This window comes from Anaerobacillus sp. ABR4_321 (genome assembly GCF_056158505.1).
In genome coordinates this window covers 692,457-716,161 of sequence record NZ_JBSWTK010000001.1, presented here as the reverse complement: position 1 = coordinate 716,161, position 23,705 = coordinate 692,457, and the positions used below count along the sequence as shown (strand labels likewise).

Annotated in this window: 20 protein-coding genes and 4 tRNA genes; 1 reads left to right on the top strand and 23 read right to left on the bottom strand. The window is 41.0% G+C overall.

Annotation, left to right across the window (positions count from 1 at the left end; translation table 11 throughout):
* Nucleotides 1-16: 16 nt before the first annotated feature.
* Nucleotides 17-1,186, bottom strand: a complete 1,170-nt coding sequence (nagA, locus tag ACXADT_RS03935; RefSeq protein WP_474833238.1) for an N-acetylglucosamine-6-phosphate deacetylase — start codon at nucleotides 1,184-1,186, stop codon at nucleotides 17-19.
* Between the two features lie 188 nt (nucleotides 1,187-1,374).
* Between nagA and nagE the strand changes: the two genes are divergently transcribed.
* A complete protein-coding gene (nagE, locus tag ACXADT_RS03930) occupies nucleotides 1,375-2,736 on the top strand; it encodes an N-acetylglucosamine-specific PTS transporter subunit IIBC (RefSeq protein ID WP_474833237.1) in 1,362 nt (453 codons plus the stop codon).
* A 53-nt stretch (nucleotides 2,737-2,789) separates the two neighbouring features.
* Here the strand turns inward: nagE and ACXADT_RS03925 are convergent, their stop codons facing one another.
* The 22 genes from ACXADT_RS03925 to ACXADT_RS03820 all read right to left on the bottom strand — a co-directional run bounded on the left by ACXADT_RS03925 (nucleotide 2,790) and on the right by ACXADT_RS03820 (nucleotide 23,698).
* Complete coding sequence (locus ACXADT_RS03925; RefSeq protein ID WP_474809785.1) at nucleotides 2,790-3,362, bottom strand: hypothetical protein; 573 nt, start codon at nucleotides 3,360-3,362, stop codon at nucleotides 2,790-2,792.
* 9 nt (nucleotides 3,363-3,371) lie between these two features.
* Nucleotides 3,372-4,559, bottom strand: coding sequence for a ParM/StbA family protein (locus tag ACXADT_RS03920; protein ID WP_270180563.1), 1,188 nt, complete (start codon nucleotides 4,557-4,559; stop codon nucleotides 3,372-3,374).
* A gap of 382 nt (nucleotides 4,560-4,941) precedes the next feature.
* The gene (locus tag ACXADT_RS03915; RefSeq protein ID WP_333489732.1) at nucleotides 4,942-6,456 is read right to left on the bottom strand and encodes a malate:quinone oxidoreductase; all 1,515 of its coding nucleotides are present in this window, start codon (nucleotides 6,454-6,456) and stop codon (nucleotides 4,942-4,944) included.
* 229 nt (nucleotides 6,457-6,685) lie between these two features.
* A complete protein-coding gene (gene rlmH, locus ACXADT_RS03910; protein WP_270180648.1) occupies nucleotides 6,686-7,165 on the bottom strand; it encodes a 23S rRNA (pseudouridine(1915)-N(3))-methyltransferase RlmH in 480 nt (159 codons plus the stop codon).
* A gap of 118 nt (nucleotides 7,166-7,283) precedes the next feature.
* Complete coding sequence (locus ACXADT_RS03905) at nucleotides 7,284-7,448, bottom strand: CxxH/CxxC protein (RefSeq protein WP_270180564.1); 165 nt, start codon at nucleotides 7,446-7,448, stop codon at nucleotides 7,284-7,286.
* An 81-nt stretch (nucleotides 7,449-7,529) separates the two neighbouring features.
* The gene (locus ACXADT_RS03900) at nucleotides 7,530-8,744 is read right to left on the bottom strand and encodes a S1C family serine protease (protein WP_270180649.1); all 1,215 of its coding nucleotides are present in this window, start codon (nucleotides 8,742-8,744) and stop codon (nucleotides 7,530-7,532) included.
* 72 nt (nucleotides 8,745-8,816) lie between these two features.
* Nucleotides 8,817-9,611, bottom strand: coding sequence for an MBL fold metallo-hydrolase (locus tag ACXADT_RS03895; protein ID WP_270180565.1), 795 nt, complete (start codon nucleotides 9,609-9,611; stop codon nucleotides 8,817-8,819).
* A gap of 14 nt (nucleotides 9,612-9,625) precedes the next feature.
* Nucleotides 9,626-10,534 (bottom strand): two-component system regulatory protein YycI, encoded by a 909-nt coding sequence (locus ACXADT_RS03890; protein WP_474809780.1) that lies wholly within the window; start codon nucleotides 10,532-10,534, stop codon nucleotides 9,626-9,628.
* The gene (locus tag ACXADT_RS03885) at nucleotides 10,521-11,888 is read right to left on the bottom strand and encodes a YycH family regulatory protein (RefSeq protein ID WP_474833235.1); all 1,368 of its coding nucleotides are present in this window, start codon (nucleotides 11,886-11,888) and stop codon (nucleotides 10,521-10,523) included. Before ACXADT_RS03885 ends, ACXADT_RS03890 begins: the two co-directional genes overlap by 14 nt.
* The gene (gene walK / locus ACXADT_RS03880; RefSeq protein WP_270180568.1) at nucleotides 11,875-13,686 is read right to left on the bottom strand and encodes a cell wall metabolism sensor histidine kinase WalK; all 1,812 of its coding nucleotides are present in this window, start codon (nucleotides 13,684-13,686) and stop codon (nucleotides 11,875-11,877) included. The genes ACXADT_RS03885 and walK overlap by 14 nt, the downstream gene beginning before the upstream one ends.
* A gap of 10 nt (nucleotides 13,687-13,696) precedes the next feature.
* Nucleotides 13,697-14,401, bottom strand: coding sequence for a response regulator YycF (gene yycF, locus ACXADT_RS03875; RefSeq protein ID WP_270180569.1), 705 nt, complete (start codon nucleotides 14,399-14,401; stop codon nucleotides 13,697-13,699).
* Between the two features lie 163 nt (nucleotides 14,402-14,564).
* Nucleotides 14,565-15,959 carry a peptidoglycan DD-metalloendopeptidase family protein gene (locus ACXADT_RS03870; RefSeq protein WP_474833234.1) on the bottom strand — a complete coding sequence of 465 codons (1,395 nt, stop codon included), beginning with the start codon at nucleotides 15,957-15,959 and terminating at the stop codon, nucleotides 14,565-14,567.
* Between the two features lie 232 nt (nucleotides 15,960-16,191).
* A tRNA-Phe gene (locus ACXADT_RS03865) sits at nucleotides 16,192-16,267 on the bottom strand.
* A gap of 16 nt (nucleotides 16,268-16,283) precedes the next feature.
* Nucleotides 16,284-16,359 (bottom strand) — tRNA-Asp (locus ACXADT_RS03860).
* 122 nt (nucleotides 16,360-16,481) lie between these two features.
* Nucleotides 16,482-16,558, bottom strand: a tRNA-Met gene (locus ACXADT_RS03855).
* A gap of 61 nt (nucleotides 16,559-16,619) precedes the next feature.
* Nucleotides 16,620-16,695, bottom strand: a tRNA-Lys gene (locus ACXADT_RS03850).
* 108 nt (nucleotides 16,696-16,803) lie between these two features.
* The gene (locus tag ACXADT_RS03845; RefSeq protein ID WP_474833232.1) at nucleotides 16,804-17,244 is read right to left on the bottom strand and encodes a PilZ domain-containing protein; all 441 of its coding nucleotides are present in this window, start codon (nucleotides 17,242-17,244) and stop codon (nucleotides 16,804-16,806) included.
* 191 nt (nucleotides 17,245-17,435) lie between these two features.
* Nucleotides 17,436-18,722: an adenylosuccinate synthase gene (locus ACXADT_RS03840; RefSeq protein ID WP_474809771.1), complete on the bottom strand. Its 1,287-nt coding sequence runs from the start codon at nucleotides 18,720-18,722 to the stop codon at nucleotides 17,436-17,438.
* Between the two features lie 205 nt (nucleotides 18,723-18,927).
* On the bottom strand, nucleotides 18,928-20,289 hold the full coding sequence (dnaB, locus tag ACXADT_RS03835) for a replicative DNA helicase (RefSeq protein ID WP_270183007.1): 1,362 nt from the start codon (nucleotides 20,287-20,289) through the stop codon (nucleotides 18,928-18,930).
* Between the two features lie 47 nt (nucleotides 20,290-20,336).
* Nucleotides 20,337-20,783 (bottom strand): 50S ribosomal protein L9, encoded by a 447-nt coding sequence (rplI, locus tag ACXADT_RS03830; RefSeq protein ID WP_270183008.1) that lies wholly within the window; start codon nucleotides 20,781-20,783, stop codon nucleotides 20,337-20,339.
* Nucleotides 20,780-22,756 (bottom strand): DHH family phosphoesterase, encoded by a 1,977-nt coding sequence (locus tag ACXADT_RS03825; RefSeq protein ID WP_270183009.1) that lies wholly within the window; start codon nucleotides 22,754-22,756, stop codon nucleotides 20,780-20,782. Before ACXADT_RS03825 ends, rplI begins: the two co-directional genes overlap by 4 nt.
* Nucleotides 22,757-22,771: 15 nt before the next feature.
* On the bottom strand, nucleotides 22,772-23,698 hold the full coding sequence (locus tag ACXADT_RS03820) for a YybS family protein (RefSeq protein ID WP_270183010.1): 927 nt from the start codon (nucleotides 23,696-23,698) through the stop codon (nucleotides 22,772-22,774).
* Between the last annotated feature and the right edge of the window lie 7 nt (nucleotides 23,699-23,705).

Sequence of the window (23,705 nt, the reverse complement as noted above, 5' to 3'; positions counted from 1 at the left end):
CCCCTCCTTATGTTGACTATGAACGTACACCTTTACAGAACGTAGCATAAATTTCTCCTTCTTCATCAAGAAGGATGAGGTCTGCATCTTTTCCTACTGCGATACTTCCTTTACGATCAAAAACACCTAATTGGCGTGCTGGGTTTTCAGCTGCCATCTTGAACGCACTTTGTAGAGAGCAGCCCGTAAAGGTTTGAATGTTCTTCAAAGCTTGATTCATTTTTAATACACTTCCAGCTAGCGTACCGTTTTCTAACAATGCCTTCCCATCCTCTACGGAAACGTCCTGACCACCAAGGTCATAGCTTCCATTCTTCAAGCATTTCGCACGCATGGAATCTGTGATCAATACGATTCCCTCATCGTTTTTTTGGCGATAAGCTAAATCGATCATTTCAGGCCGCACGTGATGCCCATCCGCAATGATCTCTGCTTTCAGTTCTGGAAATAGCAAAGCAGCGCCGACAACGCCAGGCTCTCGATGGTGAAGTCCTCTCATTCCATTGTAGAGATGTGTTACATGAGTTGCACCATTTTTAATCGCTTCTTGAACATCCTCGTATGTTGCATCAGAGTGACCAATCGAAGCAACGATTCCTTGCTTGGATAAGTAACGAACAAGTTCCATTCCACTGCCTAACTCAGGTGCTAACGTCACGAGCTTTATAGTGCCTTGCGCCAATTCGTTCCATCTCTTAAATACAGAGATATCCGGCTTCTGAATCGCTTCAGAAGGCTGCGCTCCTGCGCGAATGTGATTAATGAACGGTCCCTCTAAATGAACGCCTATAATCTCTGCGTGTCCAGGAGATTGCTTATTTAGTATATAATCTCCTACATTTGATAACGCTGTCTCGATTGCAAGATCATCGTTCGTGATCGTAGTAGCAAGAAAGCTTGTCGTTCCTTCAGAAGGAAGTGTTCTCGCGATCGTTTCAATCGCTTCAGGAGTAGCGTCCATTGTATCTGCTCCATTGGCTCCATGAATGTGAACATCGATCATTCCTGGCAATAAACTATGGTTTTTCGGGGCCTGATAGACCGGTTCATCAGGGCTTGTCTCAAGGGAGTTAGAATGCCCGATCGCTACGATCTTTCCATTTCTAACTTTGAGATAACCATTCTGAATCGTTTCATCTTCAGCATATATTTTCACACGATTTATAACAAAGCTATCTCCATTCATACGATCAAACTCCTTGTTTGGACTTGTTATATAAATTTTATCACCGCAAAGTACAGTTGTCTATACCAGATAAAGCAGCCCAAGATAATTTAGGTCTAAATTGGTATAGACAACTATATTTAAATGTTGTTATGATTGTTTTGGAGTTAAAACGTTTTCAATACGACTAAAAGGAGGTAGAAGTTGTTATGTTAGGAGCTTTACAAAGAATAGGTAAATCATTGATGCTGCCGATCGCTGTATTACCAGCGGCTGCTCTATTGCTTCGTTTAGGACAGGATGACCTGCTGGGAATTCCGTTCGTAGCGGCTGCCGGTGGAGCTATTTTCGATAATCTTGCACTTATTTTCGCGATAGGGGTAGCCATTGGTTTCTCAAAAGACGGAAGCGGTGCTGCGGGACTAGCAGGGGCAATCGGTTATCTTGTCCTTACGCAGGGGTCAAAAGCCATCGATGATAATATCGAGATGGCCGTACTTGGTGGTATTATTTCCGGGCTCATAGCCGGCTTATTGTATAACCGTTTTTATAATGTCAAATTACCTAGCTGGCTCGGTTTTTTCGGTGGAAGACGATTTGTACCAATCGTAACCGCAGCTACAATGGTTATTTTAGCTGGAATATTTGGGTTTATATGGCCACCTATCCAAGATGGAATCAACGCTCTCGGACAGTGGATCATTGATGCTGGTGCGCTTGGAGTAGGGGTATTCGGATTCTTAAATCGACTCTTGATTCCATTTGGATTACACCACGTGCTAAACAGTCTTGTTTGGTTTGTATTCGGTGAATACAATGGTGCAACGGGAGACCTGAACCGTTTCTTTGCAGGAGATCCATCAGCCGGTATCTTCATGACGGGCTTCTTCCCGATTATGATGTTTGGCTTACCTGCAGCATGTCTAGCCATGATCGCAACTGCAAAAAGGGAGAGAAGAGCAGAGGTAAGTGGTATGCTTATCGGGATCGCTTTCGCATCATTTCTTACGGGTATCACGGAACCGATCGAATTTGCATTTATGTTCTTGTCACCATTCCTTTACGTCATTCACGCGCTTCTAACGGCAAGTTCCATGGTGCTTGCATACGTACTTGATATCCATCACGGATTTGGATTCTCGGCCGGAGCGATCGATTACTTTCTTAACTATGGATTAGCTCAAAAGCCACTACTGCTGCTTGGTGTCGGAATAGCCTATGGTATCTTATACTTCATCATCTTCTTTTTCCTTATTCGAGCATTTAATCTTAAAACTCCTGGACGGGAAGATGACGATATGATTGCACAGGATGACACTCCAGCTGAAGGTGATAAATACGATCTTATGGCTGGTCACTTTGTAAGAAGTATCGGTGGAATTGAAAACATCTCATCGATCGATAACTGTACAACACGACTCAGGTTACAAATTAAAGATGCTTCACTAGTGAACGAAGCAGAGTTGAAGAAATACGGAGCAAGAGGTGTGGTGAAAGTGGATAGCCGCAACCTGCAGATCATCGTAGGTACGGACGTTGAGTTCGTTGCTGACGCTATGCGAAAGCTTTAATGATATTGCCCGGAAAATATAACGTAAAGAGGCAGGAGAGATCTCCTGCCTCTTTATTTATTCATTTTGTCTAAGAAACCTCCAAGCAAATCTTCATCACTCTCAGGTTCTTGCTCGACTGATGAACTTTGCTCTTGTTTTGCGTGCTCCCAGTCGAAATTCATTAGATCATCATCGTTCCGTGTAACTTCTGACTCAGATTGACCTTCTTCAACACGTTCTTGTGTAGGTGCGGCTTGTGAGCCGTTCTCCTGCCAGTAAAGGGCTTCTTCAATATCTAGAGAACTACTTGTAAACGTGGCTAATACCGATGCTGCACGAAGAGGATCTGATAAAATCTGATAAACAATATTGCCTAGAAGTGCCTCAGAGTGTTCATGCTTTAACCAATCCCGCTGGGCTTTGCTCAAACTTTTTGGTAGAGGAACAGTAATGGCCTCTTTATCTCGCTTAATCGTTTGAGTGACACCTTCAAGGACATACTCTGCAATCCGACTCGAGAAATTTCTCTTCTCTTCTTCTTTTAATTTCTGCAATTGTTTCAGAATGTGATCAGGTGTGTCAGAAGGCAGCCGAAACGTGATGGCCTGACCCCTCTGAATCCCTGTCATCCCCGCCTTTTTCATCAAATCACCCTAGTTCTTGACCTTGTGCTTTTCTTCCTTTTTCTCTTTTGAAGACTCTTTTTTAAGCTTTCGATTGTAGTCTGAAATCAACTTATAGTAAGCATTAGACATCATCCAGATGCTTTCTTTTTCATCTTCAAAGAAGTCGATATTATAGCCGTCCAGGTTGTTGTTTAATGTCTTAAGGTAATCTTTAAGGACGATCGAGCCACCACCTACAAAGTAGCAAATTTCAGTTTGAGAGTTCTTTTGCCACACATTACGAAGGTGACGGTACTGTTTCTTTGCAAGTTCAAGAAGAATACGGTCTGTAATATCATGAACACTCGTGCGACTGCCTCGAACCATGATGTGATTACGATCATTTTTCTTGGTGATGATATCGACTACATCGCGTCTGCTGTCTAGCTCAACGCCGTGTTTAGAACGGATTTCTTCACGAATCAATTCTAGCGATTCCGCTACTCCGATGTTAAAACCTTGTGCTTTGTCATCATCAACGTTTCTATTCTTGATAACTGCGATATCAGTAGATAGACCACCAATATCTTGAATAAGAATACGCTTATCGATTAGATCCTTATTTATGATGTTTAGGTCGTTATCCATTACTAGATTGATATAAGCAGCAAAGCCTTCAGGATAAACTTTTACTTCATCAAACTTAATATTAACCTTCTTACCTTGGTGCTTAGGCGTTACTAAGAACTCTACCTGGTGCACAGATCCTAGTAGTCTTGAGCGATAACCTACATCCTTACCTTCCTTCACTTCACGAAGTGGAAGTCCAGTACCGAGTGTATAATTCGCATCGATTACGCCATTCTGATTCTTGAAATTTGCCGTGTTCTTCTCATCCACTGCATCCAACGCAAGTGATGCAAAAAGCATGATCAACGTTTGGTCTTCTTCTGATTTAGCGCTACCTGGATCAAGCTCTGTAGGATTATCACTAGTTGTCGCAAGGTTTCCTACTCGGTAAATCGCATTGTTATCTTGAAGAGCAGGGGAGTGTACTCTGATGTGGATTCCATCAAGAGGATCCTTCGTATCAAGTTCTTCAATACCAATTACAGGACGGTCCTCAATATCTCTTGCTATCACGTTTGGTATGTATAAGTCGGATTCAAGTTTTCCATAAATTCCTTTTAGAGAATCATTACCAACATCAACTGCTGCAATTCTCGAATTACTCATAAATCGATCCACCCTTTCAAATTTAAATGAATCTAGTATTTCTACTATTAAGTTAAAAGTTATAGAAGATTTCGTTTTTCGTCAATGAGTCATTCTATCTAGTTTACAATTATGTATACTTGTGTACAAATTTGTTTACATGTATACATTTTTTGTTTACTTGTTTACAAATACGTACACATGCCGTCACTAAGCCATGTATACAATAAAGTAAACAAGTGTACATATTACGTATACTTGTAAACAGAATTGCAAACAAGTACACACTTTTGTATACTTTTATTTTTTCATTGCAAGTCTCCCCCCTCTACTCTATCCATGCAATCTTTATGTAAGGCCAAATAAAAAGCCAGGCGATCAAAATGCGCCTGGCTAGAATTTATTAGCTATACACGACTTCCTGTTGATACAAACCGAGTGTGTTAGCAGTTGAAGTATGAATTTCTTTAAAAAGTTCAGGGTTCTCAGCTAACGACTGGCCGTAGGAAGGGATCATTTCTTTAATTTTAGGCTCCCAATCTGCCAAATATTGCGGGAAACAACGTTCAAAAAGCTCAAGCATTACATGAACAGCTGTAGAAGCACCCGGAGAAGCACCAAGTAGAGCAGCGATCGAGCCATCAGAAGCGTTTACAATCTCAGTGCCGAATTGAAGCGTCCCCTTGCCACCAGTTTCCGTATCTTTGATAACCTGCACACGCTGACCTGCTACAACAATTTCCCAGTCTTCAGATTTAGCATCTGGAATAAATTCACGTATCTCTTCCATGCGCTGCTCGTGAGACTGCATCACTTGTTGAATCAAGTATCTTGTAAGTCCCATCTCTTTCATTCCTGCCGCCATCATCGTTAACACGTTGTTTGGTTTAACAGAGCTGATCAGATCAAGATTTGAACCGCCTTTTAAGAATTTTGGCGAGAAACCAGCAAATGGGCCGAATAGCAAGCTTTTCTTATTGTCGATATACCTCGTATCCAGGTGTGGAACAGACATTGGAGGGGCTCCTACTTTGGCTTTACCGTATACTTTCCCATGGTGCTGCTCGATTACCTCTGGGTTTTTACACACCATAAAGAGTCCACTTACAGGAAACCCGCCAATATGCTTCGATTCAGGGATACCCGTCTTCTGTAGCAAATGAAGACTTCCCCCTCCACCTCCAATGAAAACGAAGTCGGCGGAATGGTATTCCAAGTTATCGTTTTCCATATCTTGAACCTTAACTTCCCATTGTCCGTCTTTCTTACGCTTAATATGTTCTACACTATGATTATAATTGATGGCAACGTTTTCACTTTCTAAATTCTTAAATAGTAAACGCGTTAGCGCACCAAAATTAACGTCTGTTCCGGAGTCGATTTTCGTAGCTGCAATTGGTTCAGTTGATGAGCGTCCGTTCATAATAAGTGGCATCCACTCTTTAAGCTTCTCAGGATCATCTGAAAACTCCATACCTTGAAACAAAGGCTTCTTTGACAACGCTTCCATCCGCTTTTTCAAGAATGCCACATTCGCCTCACCATGTACGAGACTCATATGGGGAATCGGCATGATAAACTCTTGAGGATTATCGATCAAGCCTCTGTTTACGAGATGAGACCAATACTGTCTTGATAACTGAAACTGCTCGTTTACTTTAACAGCTTTACTAATGTCGATCGATCCATCTGCTTTTTCAGAAGTATAGTTGAGCTCACAAAGCGCAGCATGGCCTGTCCCAGCGTTATTCCACTCATTAGAGCTTTCCTCTCCTGCACGGCTTAGCTTTTCAAATGCTTTTATGTTCCAATTCGGTGCTAACTCTTTCAGTAATGATCCCAAAGTGGCACTCATGACACCAGCACCAATTAAGATAACGTCTTTTTTGTGATTGTTACTCATGATATCCTTCCTTATCTCTAATAGTAATAAAGAGTATGCGCACAAGCTTCATCAAAGCAAGGCGTCACTTTGGCACTTTCTTTTTCTATCTCCATTATAACCATTTTATAGATTTATTTCACAATTGTAAAAAATATCTATGAGTTGCAATCCTAATGGAAAGGGAAACGGCTATCATAGGGAGGAAGTTTGCAGTAATATAAAAGCGTTTCTCCTATTAGAGAAACGCTTTAGTAGACTTTCATTACTTATGATACGGTTCACCACGGTTAATCTTGAACGCGCGGTAGATTTGCTCGACGAGAACAAGCCTCATAAGCTGATGAGGGAACGTCATCTTAGAAAAGGATAGTGTATCATTCGCTCTTGTCATAACGTCCTCACTCAAGCCTAGAGAGCCTCCTATGACGAACGCTACTTTACTTTTACCATATGTGGCGAGCTGATCCAGGTCTTTCGCCAGTTTTTCAGAGGTTTTCATGTTTCCTTGAATCGCTAATGCGATCACGTGAGCGTCTGGAGAGATTTTCGATAGAATTCTGTTCCCTTCAGCTTGTTTAACCTGTTCCATTTCAACTTCACTAAGATTCTCAGGTGCTTTTTCATCTGGGACCTCGATCACTTCTATTTTTGCATAAGGTCCAAGTCGTTTCGTATACTCAGCAATTCCTTGTTTAAGGTATTTTTCTTTTAATTTTCCTACCGTCACGATGCTGATATTCAAATCGATCATTCTCCTCCCACAGTCGTTCTATATACAGTACATCCACAATTAATAAACATGTTATCAACAGAACTTATCCACATATACACATTTTCTATCCACATGTCGTGACCGAATATTAGTTCGACACCATATATACGGCAGGTTTACTGCAATATTTACATGTTGTGGACAAGTTTCCATCATTCTTTTCAAGCTTTTCTAAAACAGGAAACTGCTCCGTTTCATCTACAGTCACATCTAAAGCAAGCTCTACATGCTCTTCACAACAATGAATCTTCATTTAAGCCATCCTTTCTAGTTATCCACTGTGCATAACTCAAACAGTAAAACAGGAGAGTTTCCTCTCCTGTTAATAAGTGATTTATGAGGTTTGTTGTTCAGATAACGTTACCTTTACATTTTGCTTTTTTCCTTCACGATAAATCGTCATCGATACTGTATCCCCGATTTCTTTTTTGGAATAAAGAAACTTCCGTAAGTCTATTGAGTTCTTGATCGTTTCTCCGTCTATCGCAGTAATCACATCCAACTCTTTAAGTCCAGCCTGATATGCTGCTGACGTTGGAAATACACTCATGATGACAACACCGTAATCAATATCCATTGGAAGCTTTAACGATTCACTCCAATGGTAAGTTGGTATTTCAGATAACGATTTCGTTCCAACCCCTATTTGAGGTCTTCTGACTTCACCATAAGTCTCTAAGTCGTTAATGATCGGTTCTGCGATATTGATAGGGATCGCAAATCCAATTCCTTCAACACTCGACCTCGCAATCTTCATCGAGTTAATACCGATCAACTGGCCAGAAATGTTAATTAAAGCTCCTCCACTATTCCCTGGATTGATAGAGGCATCTGTTTGAATAACATCGGCATTCCAATCGATCGTTCCGTTTTGGTCTGTATCGACCGGAAATGAGCGCTCAGGATTACTTACGATACCTTGAGTGACAGTGCCTTCAAGAAAGCCGAGTGGATTACCGATTGCGACCGCTGGCTCTCCTGGCTTTAATTTATCCGAATCTCCAAAATCAGCTACCATCGTAACGTTATCAGAAGGTATTTTTAATACAGCAAGGTCCATTAACGGATCGGTCCCGACAAGCTCAGCAGCCACACGTTGTTCTGCGCTTAAACTAACTTCGATTTGACTCGCACCCTGAACAACATGATTGTTTGTAACGACGAACGCTGTATCGCCCTTCTTCTTGTAGATAACACCTGAACCAGCCCCAGCTTCACCGTAATCTTCAGCCCAGAAATCTGTTTTCTGAAGGTTGATGACCCCTACAACAGCTTCATTGACCTTTTCAACCGCAGAAGTAATATCATTCGTTACATCTACACTGATACTTTTTGTTATCGGATCCTGGTCAAGCTGACCGTTCGATTCCTCTTCAGGTGCGGGAGATGTTACTTCTGGTAATACTCCAAGCCCAGACAAGGCTGGAACCGTAAAAAGGATGATCAATGCACCTAAAATAGCACCAAGAAATCCAGCAACAAGTGCACCACCACGGTTTCCTTTTTGTTTAGTGGTCCGGTTATAATCCTCACCATCATAAAAGCCCAATTTTTTCACCTTTCCTTTCCTATCAAAAAAGGTGGACCTAATTGAGACTATCCATCCAACCTTGAACAGACATCATACTTTTGTTAGAAGCGTAGGGGTTGTAGGATCTGTATCATAGAGATCGAACTGTTCACCTACAGCAAAACCATTTTGTTCAAGAGACTGTTGAACTGACAATCTTGCCAGGTCCTTCATGTTATTATCTTTACTTAAATGGGCTAAATAAATACGCTTCGTTTTATCACCGATGATATCTGCGAGGGCTGCTGCTGCATCTTCATTCGAGACGTGTCCCATATCTCCAAGAATTCGTCTCTTAACGTTCCAAGGATACCTTCCCATCATCAACATATTGATGTCATGGTTTGCTTCAAAGATAAGCATATCCGAATCCCGAATCGTCCCCTTGATCCGTTCACTAACATAGCCAAGGTCGGTTGCTAGACTCAGCTTCTTCCCTTCATGATGAAACACGTAAAACATGGGCTCAGCCGCATCGTGAGAAACACCGAATGATTCTACATCTAAGTCGTGAAATGTTTTAACAGTCTCCATGTCAAAATGGAACTTCTGGTCGAGAGGAATTTCACCGATCGACCGCTCCATTGCATTCCATGTTTTTTCATTTGCATAGATCGGTAGTTTGTAACGACGAGCAAAAATCCCTAGACCTTTAATATGGTCACTATGTTCATGAGTTACGAGCAAACCATCTATTTCTTTAGGATCGATGTGAGCTTTGGCGAGTAGCTCTTCAAGCTTCTTCCCGCTCAACCCTGCATCTACCAAAAACTTTTGTTTCTCTGTACCGACAAATAGTGCATTCCCCGTACTACCACTTGCAAGCACGCTAAATTTAAGAGACATATTCCATTCCTCTCCTACTTTTCACCCGAAGAAGGTTGTGGTGTTGAAGGGTCCAGATCTTTCCCTTGATTATCACCGTTACCATCCTCTTCACTCTCTTCAATTTCTTCGTCATCTTCCGTAGCACTAAACACGTTCTTTTCAATTGCGTCTACATAGTAAACCTCAGGCTCTTGCTCTTCATTCTTTGAATTCGTTAAAACAACGCGCCACGTTGGAACAAACACGATCTTCTCTCTTTCGTCCTCATTCGTTACGGTATAGTAGCCGAGAGAGACATCTTCAACAACGTCGTTTAATTCGATGTACTGTTGGTTTAATAATACTTCGATTGCATCAGAAGCAGGATCGATCTTTCTCTCCTCCGTAATGGAATTGAGGTCAAGATACGTTTGTGTATATGAGGTGACTTTATTGTCTTCCATACTTACGATCAGCATCCCAGAATTTTGATTGTAGATCGGGCGATCATCTTTGTACGTTTCTACGAAATAGATAATATTCTTATCATCTGCTGAATGAGAGTATTCATATTTTGAACCTTCATACACATAAGTCTCTAAGAAGATTGAAAAGGCTGAAGCTCGAGTTGGGTCGTTGATGGGATAAGGCTTCTCGAGCGTGGAGATCAGCTTATTCCCATCTAACTCAATTTCCTGACTCGTCCCTTCTTCCAATGTTTTTTCTTCTTTTTCATTGAATTCATGGACTTTACCACTTATATAAGGCATGTTTTCAGTCTGAACAGTTGGCTTTTTCTTGTAGGTAACGTTAAAGCTATCAAGCTTTTCTTCGAGAGTTACCTGCTGAAGCTGCTCAAGACCACTAATATCCGTTCGTTTTGAAATCAAATCACTGAGTAGAAAAATGTTAAAAACAAGGAAGGTTAGGATGAGTATGGTTTTCGTTCTATTCCAATCCAAATTCATTCCCTCCTTGCTCTAAATTCTCAAGCGGCGTCCATGATTGGTTCAACTTAACATACCACTGAGGCATCAGAACGAAATCCTGGTTACTGTTTTCATCTCGATCAATCGTATAACCGATCGTAAAATTCGTTATCGCACTTTTTTTGAAGTTCCCTTCATCTATTAGCGAGACTACTTTTTCGTAAGAAGGTAGCCCTCTTGTTTCAATGTCATTGGCGAATTGGACCACCTTCAACATGCGCTTATACGTACTGATCTCGTTGTTCTTTAAAGTTACATTTATTTCATCTAAATCCTCTTGGTATGGACTGAAAACAGGGTATCCTTCCGTATTCAATCTAAAGGTAATTCGGTCTGTCTTCGTCTTCGAAGATGTGACCCATTCGCTCAGAAAATAGTCATCATTCGGATCACTTATCTGAAAACCAAAGTGCTTATTAACAAATCCATAAGCATTCAAAATCGGAGCTTCATTCGCCACAAATTTACTTGATGTAGAAGGTGGGTTAATAAAGCCCATATAATTATTCGTCTTATCATAATTCAAATCGCGACTTCCATCCGTATATAAAGAAGAGGAATTAATAACCGTGTTTTCTTCTACAGCATTTTCATCTGGAAATAGAGCTGTGATAAAAGCGTCTATATTGGTTAATTCATCGGTTCTAACATCATACAGCCTCATCTGAATTTCATTTGTAGGTAAATAAAAGATCGGCGTATTTTCGTTAGGTTGATAAGAACGAGCACGCGTTATTTTTCCGTTAGATTCCAGAAGAGAGGAGAAGTCTTCACTGAACCACTCTTTCATATCTCTAGACACGTCGACCGTTGCTCTCATCCCAATCTGACTAGAGCTATTTAAAAAGATAACTTCATTGTTTTTCCCAGATTGGGCTGAAGGAACGATAAGTCGATCGAATACTTCTAGTGGAATGTCACCCTTTGCAACACTCACAAGACTTTTTAACACATCGTTTGAGAGTGAAGTCGGAAAAATGAACTCAATGCTTTCTTCACGATTGATCAGACTGTCGATATTATCTACCATCGTTACAGACTTAATCCTTGTACCGGAGATGAAATCCGTATAAAAGGAATCGATGGTTTCTCTTTCAAATGACGTGTAATGGCTATCGTTTTGATGAAACACAATTTGATTCGGTTTAACGACCTGACTTAGATCAACTTCTTTGACACCTACCGTTCTATTCTCAGAAGGCGTTGTTTCCCTCTCATAATCCGGCTCGAAGGTCCAAATCTGCCAGGTTAATACAAGGCTCAATACGACTAAAACGTTCAATAAAATCGTTTTGATCGTCTCCAAATGTTTCTTAGTCATTCTCATTCTCTTCGACCTCCCTTATTCGCTTATAAGGAAGTGTAAAGTAAATTGTCGTTCCTTTACCCCACTTACTTTCTGCCCAGATGTCTCCATGGTGCGCATTGATCATTTCTTTTGCGATCGCTAATCCAAGACCCGTACCGCCTAATTGACGAGAGCGCGCCTTATCGACTCGATAAAAGCGATCGAATATTTTAGACAAGTTGTTCTTTGGAATTCCAACACCCTGATCACTGATACTAACACGAACTTTTTTACCGATCGTCCAGCAGCGAGCTGTGATCGTTCCACCTTCAGGCGAATATTTGATGGCATTGGAAATGATGTTGTCGAGCACCTGAGTCATCTTATCTCGATCGATTCTCGTATAGATTGCAGCAGTAGGAAGCTGACGAACGATCTCAATGTTTTCACGCTTAGACATCTCGAACCGATCTAGAACTTGATCAAACATCTCTACAAAGTCAACCTCGCTAAATTCAAGGCGATATTCCTTTTTATCCATCTTTGAGAGTTGAAGAAGGTCGTTTACGAGTCTGATCATACGCTCTGTTTCGTTCTGAGTCACACTTAAGAAGCGTGGCGCAATCTCTGGGTCAGAAAGAGCACCATCTTGAAGAGCTTCTAAATAGCTTCTCATCGTTGTAAGTGGTGTACGAAGCTCATGAGAAACATTCACAACGAATTCTCTACGTTCTTGCTCTAGCTGCTCTTGTTCTGTAATATCATGCAGAACGGCAATTAGACCATTGATCGGTCCATCTTCTTTATGAATGATAGAGAAGTTCACGCGAATGATAAATGTTTGATGTTCATTACTTAAATCGAGGATAACAGAGTCTGGACCATTATAAAGATCATCCCACGTTTTTTCCTCAGCGTATTGGAGAACCTTATTTAACGGCGTACCTAAGGCTGTTTCACGCGAAACATCCATCATCTCCTCAGCTCGATCATTCATAAGGATGATCATCCCTTCACGATCTGTTGCGATAACACCATCTGTCATATAGGCAAGAACGGAAGTTAGCTTACGACGCTCACCTTCTGTAATCGCATTCGCTTCTTGTAACCTTCTAGTTAAATCGTTAAAAGCTAGCGCAAGTTGACCGATTTCGTCTTCTCCGTATACCTTTACCTTACGAGTAAAGTCTCCGCGTGCCATAACAAGTGCCTGTTTACGCATATCAGAGATCGGCCGCGTAATCGTACGAGAAATAACGATTCCTAATAAACCTGTTAAGACAAGCGCGATAAGCGCAGATTGAGCCAATAATTTATTTACCTCGTTCGCTTGCTTAAATACATGTTCCATATCAGCTTGAATATAGACAGCACCTACAGTTGAATTCGTATCGCCTACTACCGCCACACTGTAGACGAAAAACCGCTCTCCATCTTCATCCACTAATATTTCTTGATCATCAATTCCATTGAGAGCACTATTCACGTACTCATTTGTTGAAAGCGATCCAACTAATTCATCATCATAGAGAGAACCTACGATCTGACCAAGTGAATTGATGACATAGATTTGGCGAATCTCCTTTTGGTTAAAATTCGCTATTAATTCTGCTATCGAATTGCTTTCCTCATCACTCTTACTGTTGATTTGACTCGACACATTTTCAGCCAGCAGCTGAGCACGGTCTTTCACTGAATTCACATAGTTCTGTTCAAACTGTTCTTCAAGCTTGTCGTTAAAATAGACGGAAATAAATTGGATCGCGATAAGGATAAGAAGAACATATACGATTGCAAATTTAAAATGTATGGATTTAAAAAAGCCCACTTTCCCCATTTATATCAGACTACTCCTGTTCCGGCTCACGCATATAGTATCCAACCCCACGGCGAGTAATGATCCATGATGGATGACTAGGGTTATCTTCTACCTTTTCTCGAAGTCTGCGCACAGTGACATCTACTGTTCTTACATCACCAAAATAATCATAGCCCCACACTGTTTGTAATAGGTGCTCACGGGTCATTACCTGGCCAATATGCTTCGATAGATAGTGAAGTAATTCAAATTCTCTATGCGTTAATTCGATCGACTCTTCTCGCTTTGTCACTAGGTACGCATCTGGATGAATCGTCAACGCACCTACGTTAATAACAGAGTTTGTCGATGATTCCTTTTCAGGCTCCTGTTGGCGTCTTCTTAAGTTTGCTTTCACTCTCGCAATTAACTCTCTCGTACTGAAAGGCTTCGTAACATAGTCATCTGCCCCTAGCTCAAGACCAAGCACTTTATCGATTTCAGAGTCTTTTGCAGTAAGCATAATGATCGGCATTTCGTATTTCTTTCTCACTTCTCGACACACTTCCATGCCATCACGCTGAGGAAGCATGATATCAAGAAGAATCATGTCTGGATTTTCTTCTTCAACTTTTGCAATTGCTTCATCTCCATCGTAAGCGCATACAACGTTAAAGCCTTCCTTCTCAAGATTAAACTGAAGTATATCAGCGATCGGTTTTTCATCATCTACAACAAGAATTTTCTTGTCCATTATGAACGCTCCTTTTTATTAATACAGGTAATATGTATTCTCAAGTAAAAGTCATGTCTTATTTCGTCTATTCTATCATATTATAACTATTTTATTTATCCTCTACCCTTTACCTTCAAATGTAAAAAGAAAACCTTCAGCAAAAACTGAAGGTTTTTCTTTCCTATAGGTAATCCATTGGATTTTCAAGGTTACCATTTTTATATACTTCAAGGTGCAGGTGAACTCCCGTTGATTTACCAGTCGTACCCATCACACCGATCTTGTCACCTTTTTGAACAGTATCTCCGACAGATACCGAGATGGATGATAGATGAGCGTACGTTGTTTTCATTCCGTTATTATGGTTGATCGTAACTTGGTTACCGTAACCGCTTCGCTTACCAGCTGCAGTGACTGTTCCATTATCTACAGTCTTGATCGTCCGATCAGAGACGCCTGCGATATCGATTCCTTTATGGAACGATCCCCAACGTTCTCCCTGTTTACTTGTTATCGTACCACCAACTGCAGGCCACGCGAATGATCCTGTACCTTTAGAAGGAATCTCTTTTGTACCGATCGTAACCTTCTCCTTAACGGGTTCCTTCGTCACTTCTTCTTTAATAATTTCTTTGTTAGTGATTTCACCATTTTCTCGTGAAATACTATACGTTACCTTCTTCTCACCTTTTTCCCCGGTTTGAGTAACGTCTTTCTTTCCTTTTAGAAGAGAATCACTTTTAGTGGTTTCTGTATCGAAATCAATCTCTTCATCTTTCGTAACTTCTTCTGTTTCTAGTACTTTTACGAATTGTTTCTCTTCTAGAACCGTTACCTTATCCCTCTCAAGCTTATCGTCTTCTGCAAGGTCATTTAGTTCTCTGATCTCTGCTTCTTCCATGTCATATTCATCCGCAAGATCAGCGAGCGTTTCATCTTCCGAAACTTCTATCTCAACTTCTTTAAGATAACCATCCTCAATTTGCGTGACGCCTTCTTCTTCAGTCAACACATTATGCTTCTTCGCTTCAACTTCCTCAATAGAGAAGTCAGAAGAAAGCTCTAAGTAGTCAGCAGGATGTTTCTCGTTATCTTCATCGATTTTACTTTCGATCTCTTTGACCTTATCATCTGAAAGAAATGGCTTTGCGTATACCCAAAGCGCATCTTTCGCGCTAGATTCACTCGAGAAGATGCCGACAGATTCATTCTCAAATGACAGTTCATAGCCCTTTGCAACGAAAGTGAGCTCACCTGCAACCTTATCTAACGTCTCTTCATTATCATATGAAGGCTGAAACAAGCGTTTTGGGACGATTTGAAGATCGTTTTCGACCATCAAAGTTAACTCACCTGTTTGTTTTTCTTCTTTAATCTTGTCCACTTGCTCTTTCAATTGCTCTTTATCATCGATCGTTCCTATATTACTACCATCTATGTATACGTGATAGACTGGTTTCATCATATTATATACAGTAGCACCCGCTGGCTCGATACCAGTCACCATGCTAACGCTTATCAACGAGACCAAAACAGCGGATTGACATATTCGTTTTACTACTTTAGGTGTTGCCATAATGTTTCCTCCTGCGATTTGCCTACGCAAAAAATTAACTCACGATTTGAATCCTACCATATATATAAAGTCAATAGGGTATTACTCCCCAATTTGTAACAAGAATGTAGTCTATTCGTCATGATTGTGGTATTCCTTGGGAAGATTTCTAGTATTTTCGGGTATGTTGGAACATAAAAAAGCATATCTCAAAGGAGATATGCTTGTATCTTAAGCGATTATAAGTTAAAAATGGTGGCTCCGGACGGAATCGAACCGCCGACACGTGGATTTTCAGTCCACTGCTCTACCGACTGAGCTACAGAGCCGTTTTAAGAATTAAAATGGCGGTCCCGACGGGAATCGAACCCGCGATCTCCTGCGTGACAGGCAGGCATGTTAACCGCTACACCACGGGACCACATGAGAAAACATTGTTCACTTACGTTTGTTGAATGCAAGCTAATTGTTAACTGTTTAGGTTGTCCTAAAGGACTACAATAAAATTTTAGCACGGAGGATTATCCGACGTAGGTAAAATTTTGGTTGCGGGGGCAGGATTTGAACCTGCGACCTTCGGGTTATGAGCCCGACGAGCTACCGAACTGCTCCACCCCGCGACGGTAAAAAAAGATTAATGCTAACTTCTTTCACAACTTATGTATCTTTGCGGAAAGAAAATGGTGAGCCATGAAGGACTCGAACCTTCGACCCTCTGATTAAAAGTCAGATGCTCTACCAACTGAGCTAATGGCTCATTAAAGGTTTCTTTAATGACGACAAGTTTTATATTATCACTGCTTTATGAAAAAAGCAAGGATTCTTTAAATAAAAATAATAAAGGTGAAGATAACAGGTGATGCTGTTACCTTGTCTCACCTTTTTTCCTTAGTTTTTCTCTCATCATTTCACGGATTTCTTTCTTACGCTTGTGACGATGTATCGCGAAACGATTAACTTCTTGGAAGACAAGGGAGGACTGCTTTTCTGTTTTTAGATAGAATTTTACACCATAGCTAAAGTTACCTCTCGTGTTAGGATCATCTGGGTTGTTTGCTTTTAGCCATAGGATTTCACCAGTTACCTTAAATAGTTCTTCGTTCAATTTCAACTCAAACTCTAAGTCTGTATGTTTCGCTAACTCAGGATCTGAAGAGAAGCCGATACCTTCAAGGCCGATGTCGTGAATATAAATTTTATGATTAAACTCTTTACTATCAGGTTCGTCACCATTCAATACCCTCATTTTTGCTGCGAGAGGTACGGAGAGTTGGTGCCGAAAGACTTGCCTTTTATCCCGGTTCATTAAGCCCACCTCATAAAAAATAGGAAATTCTAACAATATCAATCTTATCATATAAAAATAAACCGTGCTTTTGTTTTATAGTAATAACGCCTAAAAAAAGCTGGCAGTATAAACTGCCAGCTAAAAAACTATAGTGTTGCGCTCCCTATAACGCAGGAGTTTGGATTCCTCTTGCTTTCCTGAGGACGAACTTATGCGAATACACCGCGTACCATGTTTGTTTGATTACGGTCTGGTCCAACAGAGAACACAGACAACGGAATACCTGTAAGCTGAGAAACACGCTCAATATAGTGCCTAGCGTTTGGAGGAAGCTCTCCAAGATCTTTCACACCTGTAATATCTTCATTCCAACCAGGCATCTCTTCGTATACTGGTTCACACTCAGCAAGGACTTTAAGGCTAGCTGGAAATTCCTCGATCACTTCGCCTTTATATTTATATGCCGTACAGATTTTCAACGTATCGATACCAGTCAGTACATCGATGGAGTTTAGAGATAAGTCTGTAATTCCACTAACTCTGCGGGCATGACGAACAACGACACTATCAAACCAACCAACACGACGAGGTCGTCCTGTGGTCGTACCGTATTCGTTTCCTACTTCACGAATCTTGTCTCCAATTTCATCATGAAGTTCAGTTGGGAAAGGACCATCTCCAACACGTGTCGTATACGCTTTTGAAACGCCTACCACGTGATTGATCTTACTTGGTCCAACACCAGAACCGATCGCAACACCACCTGCGATTGGGTTAGATGACGTTACATAAGGATACGTTCCCTGATCGATATCAAGCATAACGCCTTGTGCACCTTCGAAAAGAACACGACGTCCTTCATCGATCGCATCATTTAACACAACAGATGTATCGACAACGTACTTTTTAATCTGCTGTCCATATTCATAGTACTCTTCAAGAATATCTTCTTTTTTGAAGCCTTCAGCTTCATACATACGCTCAAGAAGACGGTTTTTATCTGCAAGGTTACGCTCGAGCTTTTCTTCAAAAACATCTTTATCGAGAAGGTCACAAATACGGATACCAACACGTGCAGCCTTGTCCATATAGGCAGGCCCGATTCCTTTTTTCGTCGTACCGATTTTGTTTGCACCCTTGGACTCTTCTTCTACAGCATCTAATCTAAGGTGATAAGGTAGAATCACGTGAGCACGATTGCTTATACGAAGGTTGTCCGTACTAACGTTACGCTCGTGTAAATATGCAAGCTCTTCTACAAGCGCCTTCGGATCAATAACCATACCGTTACCAATCACGCAAATTTTATCATCGTAAAAAATACCTGATGGTATCAAGTGAAGCTTGTATTTCGTATCGTTGAATACGATTGTATGTCCAGCATTGTTACCGCCCTGATAACGAGCAACAACTTCTGCATTTTCAGAAAGGTAGTCAGTAATCTTTCCTTTACCTTCATCGCCCCACTGCGTTCCTACGACCACTACTGATGGCATTTCAGCACCTCCAGATGCTTCATTCGAATTCGTTCGGTGAAGCATGCACTTTTTTAAAAAACCCAGAGTAAGTGTACCAATTCGTGTTAATTAAGTCAACAAAACCGAACAATTTATCGTTGTTTACTTTTTATGTTCGTTATTAGGGTTAATGTACCCATTTTTCTTCCAACTTATAAAAGAAAAAGCCCCTGATCGGGACTTATTACGCACCTGGAGGAATGTCACTCTCATCGTGACGTCTCTCAAGATTAACGAATTTATTGAATTCCTTTACGAAAGCAAGTTCTACTGTTCCAACTGGTCCATTACGCTGCTTCGCAATAATGATTTCGATGATATTCTTATTCTCTGATTCTTTATCATAGTAATCATCTCTGTATAGGAAAGCAACGATGTCGGCATCCTGCTCGATACTCCCTGATTCACGGATGTCAGACATCATCGGACGTTTATCCTGTCTGGATTCTACGCCACGAGACAGCTGAGAAAGTGAAATAACAGGAACTTCAAGTTCCCTCGCGATTCCTTTTAGTGCACGAGATATCTCTGATACTTCCTGCTGACGGTTCTCGGTAGAGCCGTTACCTCTAATCAGCTGCATATAATCGATCAAGATCATGCCGAGTCCTTTTTCTTGCTTCAAACGTCGGCATTTTGACCGAATGTCTCCAACACGAATACCTGGTGTGTCATCGATATAAATACCTGCGTTCGATAAACTCCCCATCGCCATCGTAAGCTTCTGCCAGTCATCACCTGTCAGAGCTCCAGTACGAAGACGCTGTGCATCGATGTTTCCTTCCGCACAAAGCATACGCATTACGAGCTGTTCTGCACCCATCTCCAGACTGAAGATCGCTACGTTCTCATCTGTTTTCGTTGCTACGTTTTGGGCGATATTCAAAGCGAAAGCCGTCTTACCTACTGAAGGACGTGCAGCCACGATGATCAGATCGTTTCGCTGAAATCCTGCAGTCATGCGATCTAGCTCTGAGAAGCCCGTAGGTATACCAGTAATGTCTCCCGTGTTGTTTTGGAGCATTTCGATATTATCATATGCATCGACAAGAACGTCTTTAATGGAAATAAACGCACCGGTGTTCTTGCGTTGTGATACTTCCATAATGGATTTTTCTGCTTCTGATAGAAGGTTCTCTATTTCATTTTCCTTCGCATAACCGTCTGAAGCAATATCAGTTGCCGCTCTGATCAAACGTCTTAAGATCGATTTCTCTTCTACGATCTTTGAATAGTATTCAACGTTTGCAGCAGTTGGCACCGAATTAGCCAAATCACTTAAATAAGAGACACCGCCAATTTCCTCAAGGAGTTTTCGATCTTGAAGCTCAGAAGTTACCGTTACAAGATCAACCGGTTCCCCTTTCTCGGATAGCTCGATCATGACAGAAAAGATCTTCTGATGTGCCGCACGATAAAAATCTTCTGGTTGGAGAACCTCAGTAGCGGTCGTTAATGCGTCTGTCTCTAAAAACACCGCCCCTATAACGGCCTGTTCTGCTTCTATATTTTGAGGTGGCGTACGATCAGCAAATAAATCACTCATGTTGTTTTCCCCCTGAGCATTTCGCTTTTTCCACCCGTTAACACCTATTATTGCTCAACGACATGAACTTTAACTGTAGCAGTCACATCCTGATGCAATTTGATGGGTACATTTGTGTAACCAAGTGAACGGATTGGTTCATCTAGTTCGATCTTTCTTTTATCAATTTTGATGTCATGATGCTTCTTAAGATCCTCAGCGATGTTCTTACTCGTGATCGATCCGAATAAGCGGCCACCTTCACCAGATTTCGTTGAAATTTCAACCTCGAGGTTTTCGATTGTTTCTTTAAGAGCCTTCGCTTCATCTAGTTCTTCTTGTGCTTTCTTTTCATCGCTGCGCTGCTTCGCTTTTAACTGCTTCATATTTGCATTATTCGCTTCAACAGCAAGATTATTCTTTAAAAGATGGTTACGAGCATAGCCATCTGCTACATTTTTAACTTCACCTTTTTTACCTTTACCTTTTACATCTTCTAAAAATATTACTTTCATGACTCTTCGTCTCCCCCTTCTAGATAGTCATCTACGACTTCTTTAAGCATACTTTCTGCTTCTTCTACTGTATTTACATCTAGCTGCGTGGCGGCATTTGTTAAATGGCCTCCACCTTCTAGGCCTTCCATGATGATTTGAACGTTTACTTCACCAAGAGATCTTGCACTTATGCTTACTTTACCATCATCTCGCTTTGAAATGACAAAGGATGCAATAACGCCGCTCATAGAAAGCAACGTATCAGCAGCCTGCGCGATCATGACCTGGTCATACGTCTTATCATTTTCACCGAGTGCAATGGCGATTCCGTTACGATAGATGTTTGACTTTTCGATAATACGCGCTCGACGAATATATTGAGCGATGTCTTCGCGAAGAAATTCTTGCACTAGAACCGTATCCGCACCGTGTGCTCGTAAATAAGAAGCAGCATCAAACGTTCTTGAGCCAGTTCTAAGCGTAAAACTTTTTGTATCGACGATGATTCCAGCTAACAATGCTGTCGCTTCTAATATGTCCATTTTAAGACGCTTTGGCTGATATTCAAAGAGTTCCGTTACAAGCTCGGCTGTTGAGGAAGCATACGGCTCCATATAGACGAGAACGGGATCTTCAATAAATTCTTCCCCTCGTCTATGATGGTCGATCACAACTACGCGATCAAGCTTTTGAAGAAGTTTTTCTTCCATGACGAGTGAAGGTTTATGTGTATCGACCACCACGAGAAGCGTGTTCGATGTTGCCTTCTCAAGTGCCTCTTCAGGATCCTGAAACCGAGCCCAAAGTTGCTCATTTTGCTGTATTTCTTCGATTAACCTCGATACACCACTCGTTTTTTGATTTTGATCAAAAACGATATTTCCTTCTTTCCCGTTCGCCTGAGCGACTTTCAAAATACCGATCGACGCTCCGATCGAATCCATATCAGGGTTTTTATGCCCCATTATAATAACCTGATCACTATCTAAGACCAATTCTCGAAGAGCGTGAGAAATAACACGCGCTCGAACCCTCGTTCTTTTCTCGATCGGATTTGTTTTCCCACCATAAAACTTAACCTTACCGCTCGTTTGTTTAATCGCGACTTGATCACCGCCACGGCCAAGTGCTAAATCTAAACTAGATTGTGCTAGCTGTCCTAGCTCTGTTAACGTGCTATGACCGCTGCCGATTCCTATGCTTAGCGTTATATGAATATTTTCCTTCGACGTGACGTCACGAACTTCATCAAGAATAGAAAACTTATTCTTCTCTAGTTCTTGAAGGATTTTTTGGTTAAGGACTGCAAAAAACTTTTCTGAAGAACTACGTTTAAGAAAAACGCCATGTTCATCGGCCCATTTATTTAAAATCGACGTGACAGCACTATTTAAATTACTACGTACTTCATCACCTAAACCTTGAGTTACCTCTTCATAATTATCGAGATAAATAATCCCTACTACGGTTTTTTCCTCATTGTACCTTCGTTTGATATCGATCTTCTCAGTCACATCAAAGAAATAAAGTAAACGTTCTTCCTGTTTGAAGTAAGTTTTATACTTGCGTTCATTGATGGTCAAGATTTCATCCTCTGCTTCAGACTTAAGAAACGGGATGATTTTTTCTGAAATCTCATTTAACGAAAGACCGATCAGAGGCTCCTGCTTCGTTACGGTAGGCATGTAAGGATTTGTCCATTCGATGTGGTAATCCTCATCATACAACAATATACCGATCGGCATCTCCATCAATGCCTCATCGCCCACCTTTTTCACACGATGCGAAAGTGTGGACACATAGTCGCGTAGAGCTTCCTGAAAATTCGATTCAGCACGGATCGCTAAATAAACGAGGAGCGTTGTCACAATGACGCTTACAATTCCAATTATCCAGTTGTAATAAGTAATAATGCCGATAAAAAGGATGGAAATGACGAACAAGGCTACCACATGATAACCATGCCACCGTTTCGTTAAAAACTTTGGCATATTTTCAGCTCCTACCTATGATTTCATTCTCCTTCGCAGTTCAAAACCTAGATCGATGATTCCAATGATAACAACAAGTGACGATAGTGCGAAGCCAAGAAATGTGAAAAGTATCGGCACCGCGATCGGCCAACCTTTTTTGTGGCTGTAAAAGTATATAACTGCTAGTCCTTGCACAAAAATTAACGCATTCAATACTGAATAGACATTAATAGAAGCTACATAAGCAGCAGAACCTTCTTCTAAACCAACCATCATTAGAATGGTAACAACTAAATAATACCATAAAAAACTCTTAGGAAATGCCCATTCTCGAATCGGTTTAAACACCGGAGGTTGAAATCCTCCTACCCTCTTCAAGACAGGAATAGAAATAAGTTGTGAGACTAAAGCCATCAAAACACCTAAAATAACAAGGAGAGTAGGAACCAAATATCTGATGATCTCGATTTGCTCAAACATCATATCGAACTGCTCAGTATTTTGCCCTAATGCTTCACTTATTGATTCAGCCTGTTTAAATGACTGGTTTAGCATTGAGATCGCTAAATCGATTGGGTTCTCACCTATCAGTAGTATACTTCCGATAAAAAGGATTAGCATCGTAATCACATAACTGATCCCACTACCGATCAAAACAGTAAGCGCAGATTTACGTTTCTCATACAGATAACCAGCTGTTAAGCCCCCTACTCCAAATGGAAACGAGGCGGCGAGGGATGGAAATCCAGCGATGATTAACCCTAATACAGTGGCAACACCCCACATCACAAATCCACTGCCAAGACCATTTCGTACAACCATCAAAATAAAAGGAATAGGCAAGACCCAGAACGTAATGGATCCAAGAATCGGAACGAACGTTGTGATTAAAAATAATACAGCAAATACAGCTGCTAGCGCAGCTCCTTCCACTAATTGCTTCACGGTTTGATTTTTCAAGTTTTTA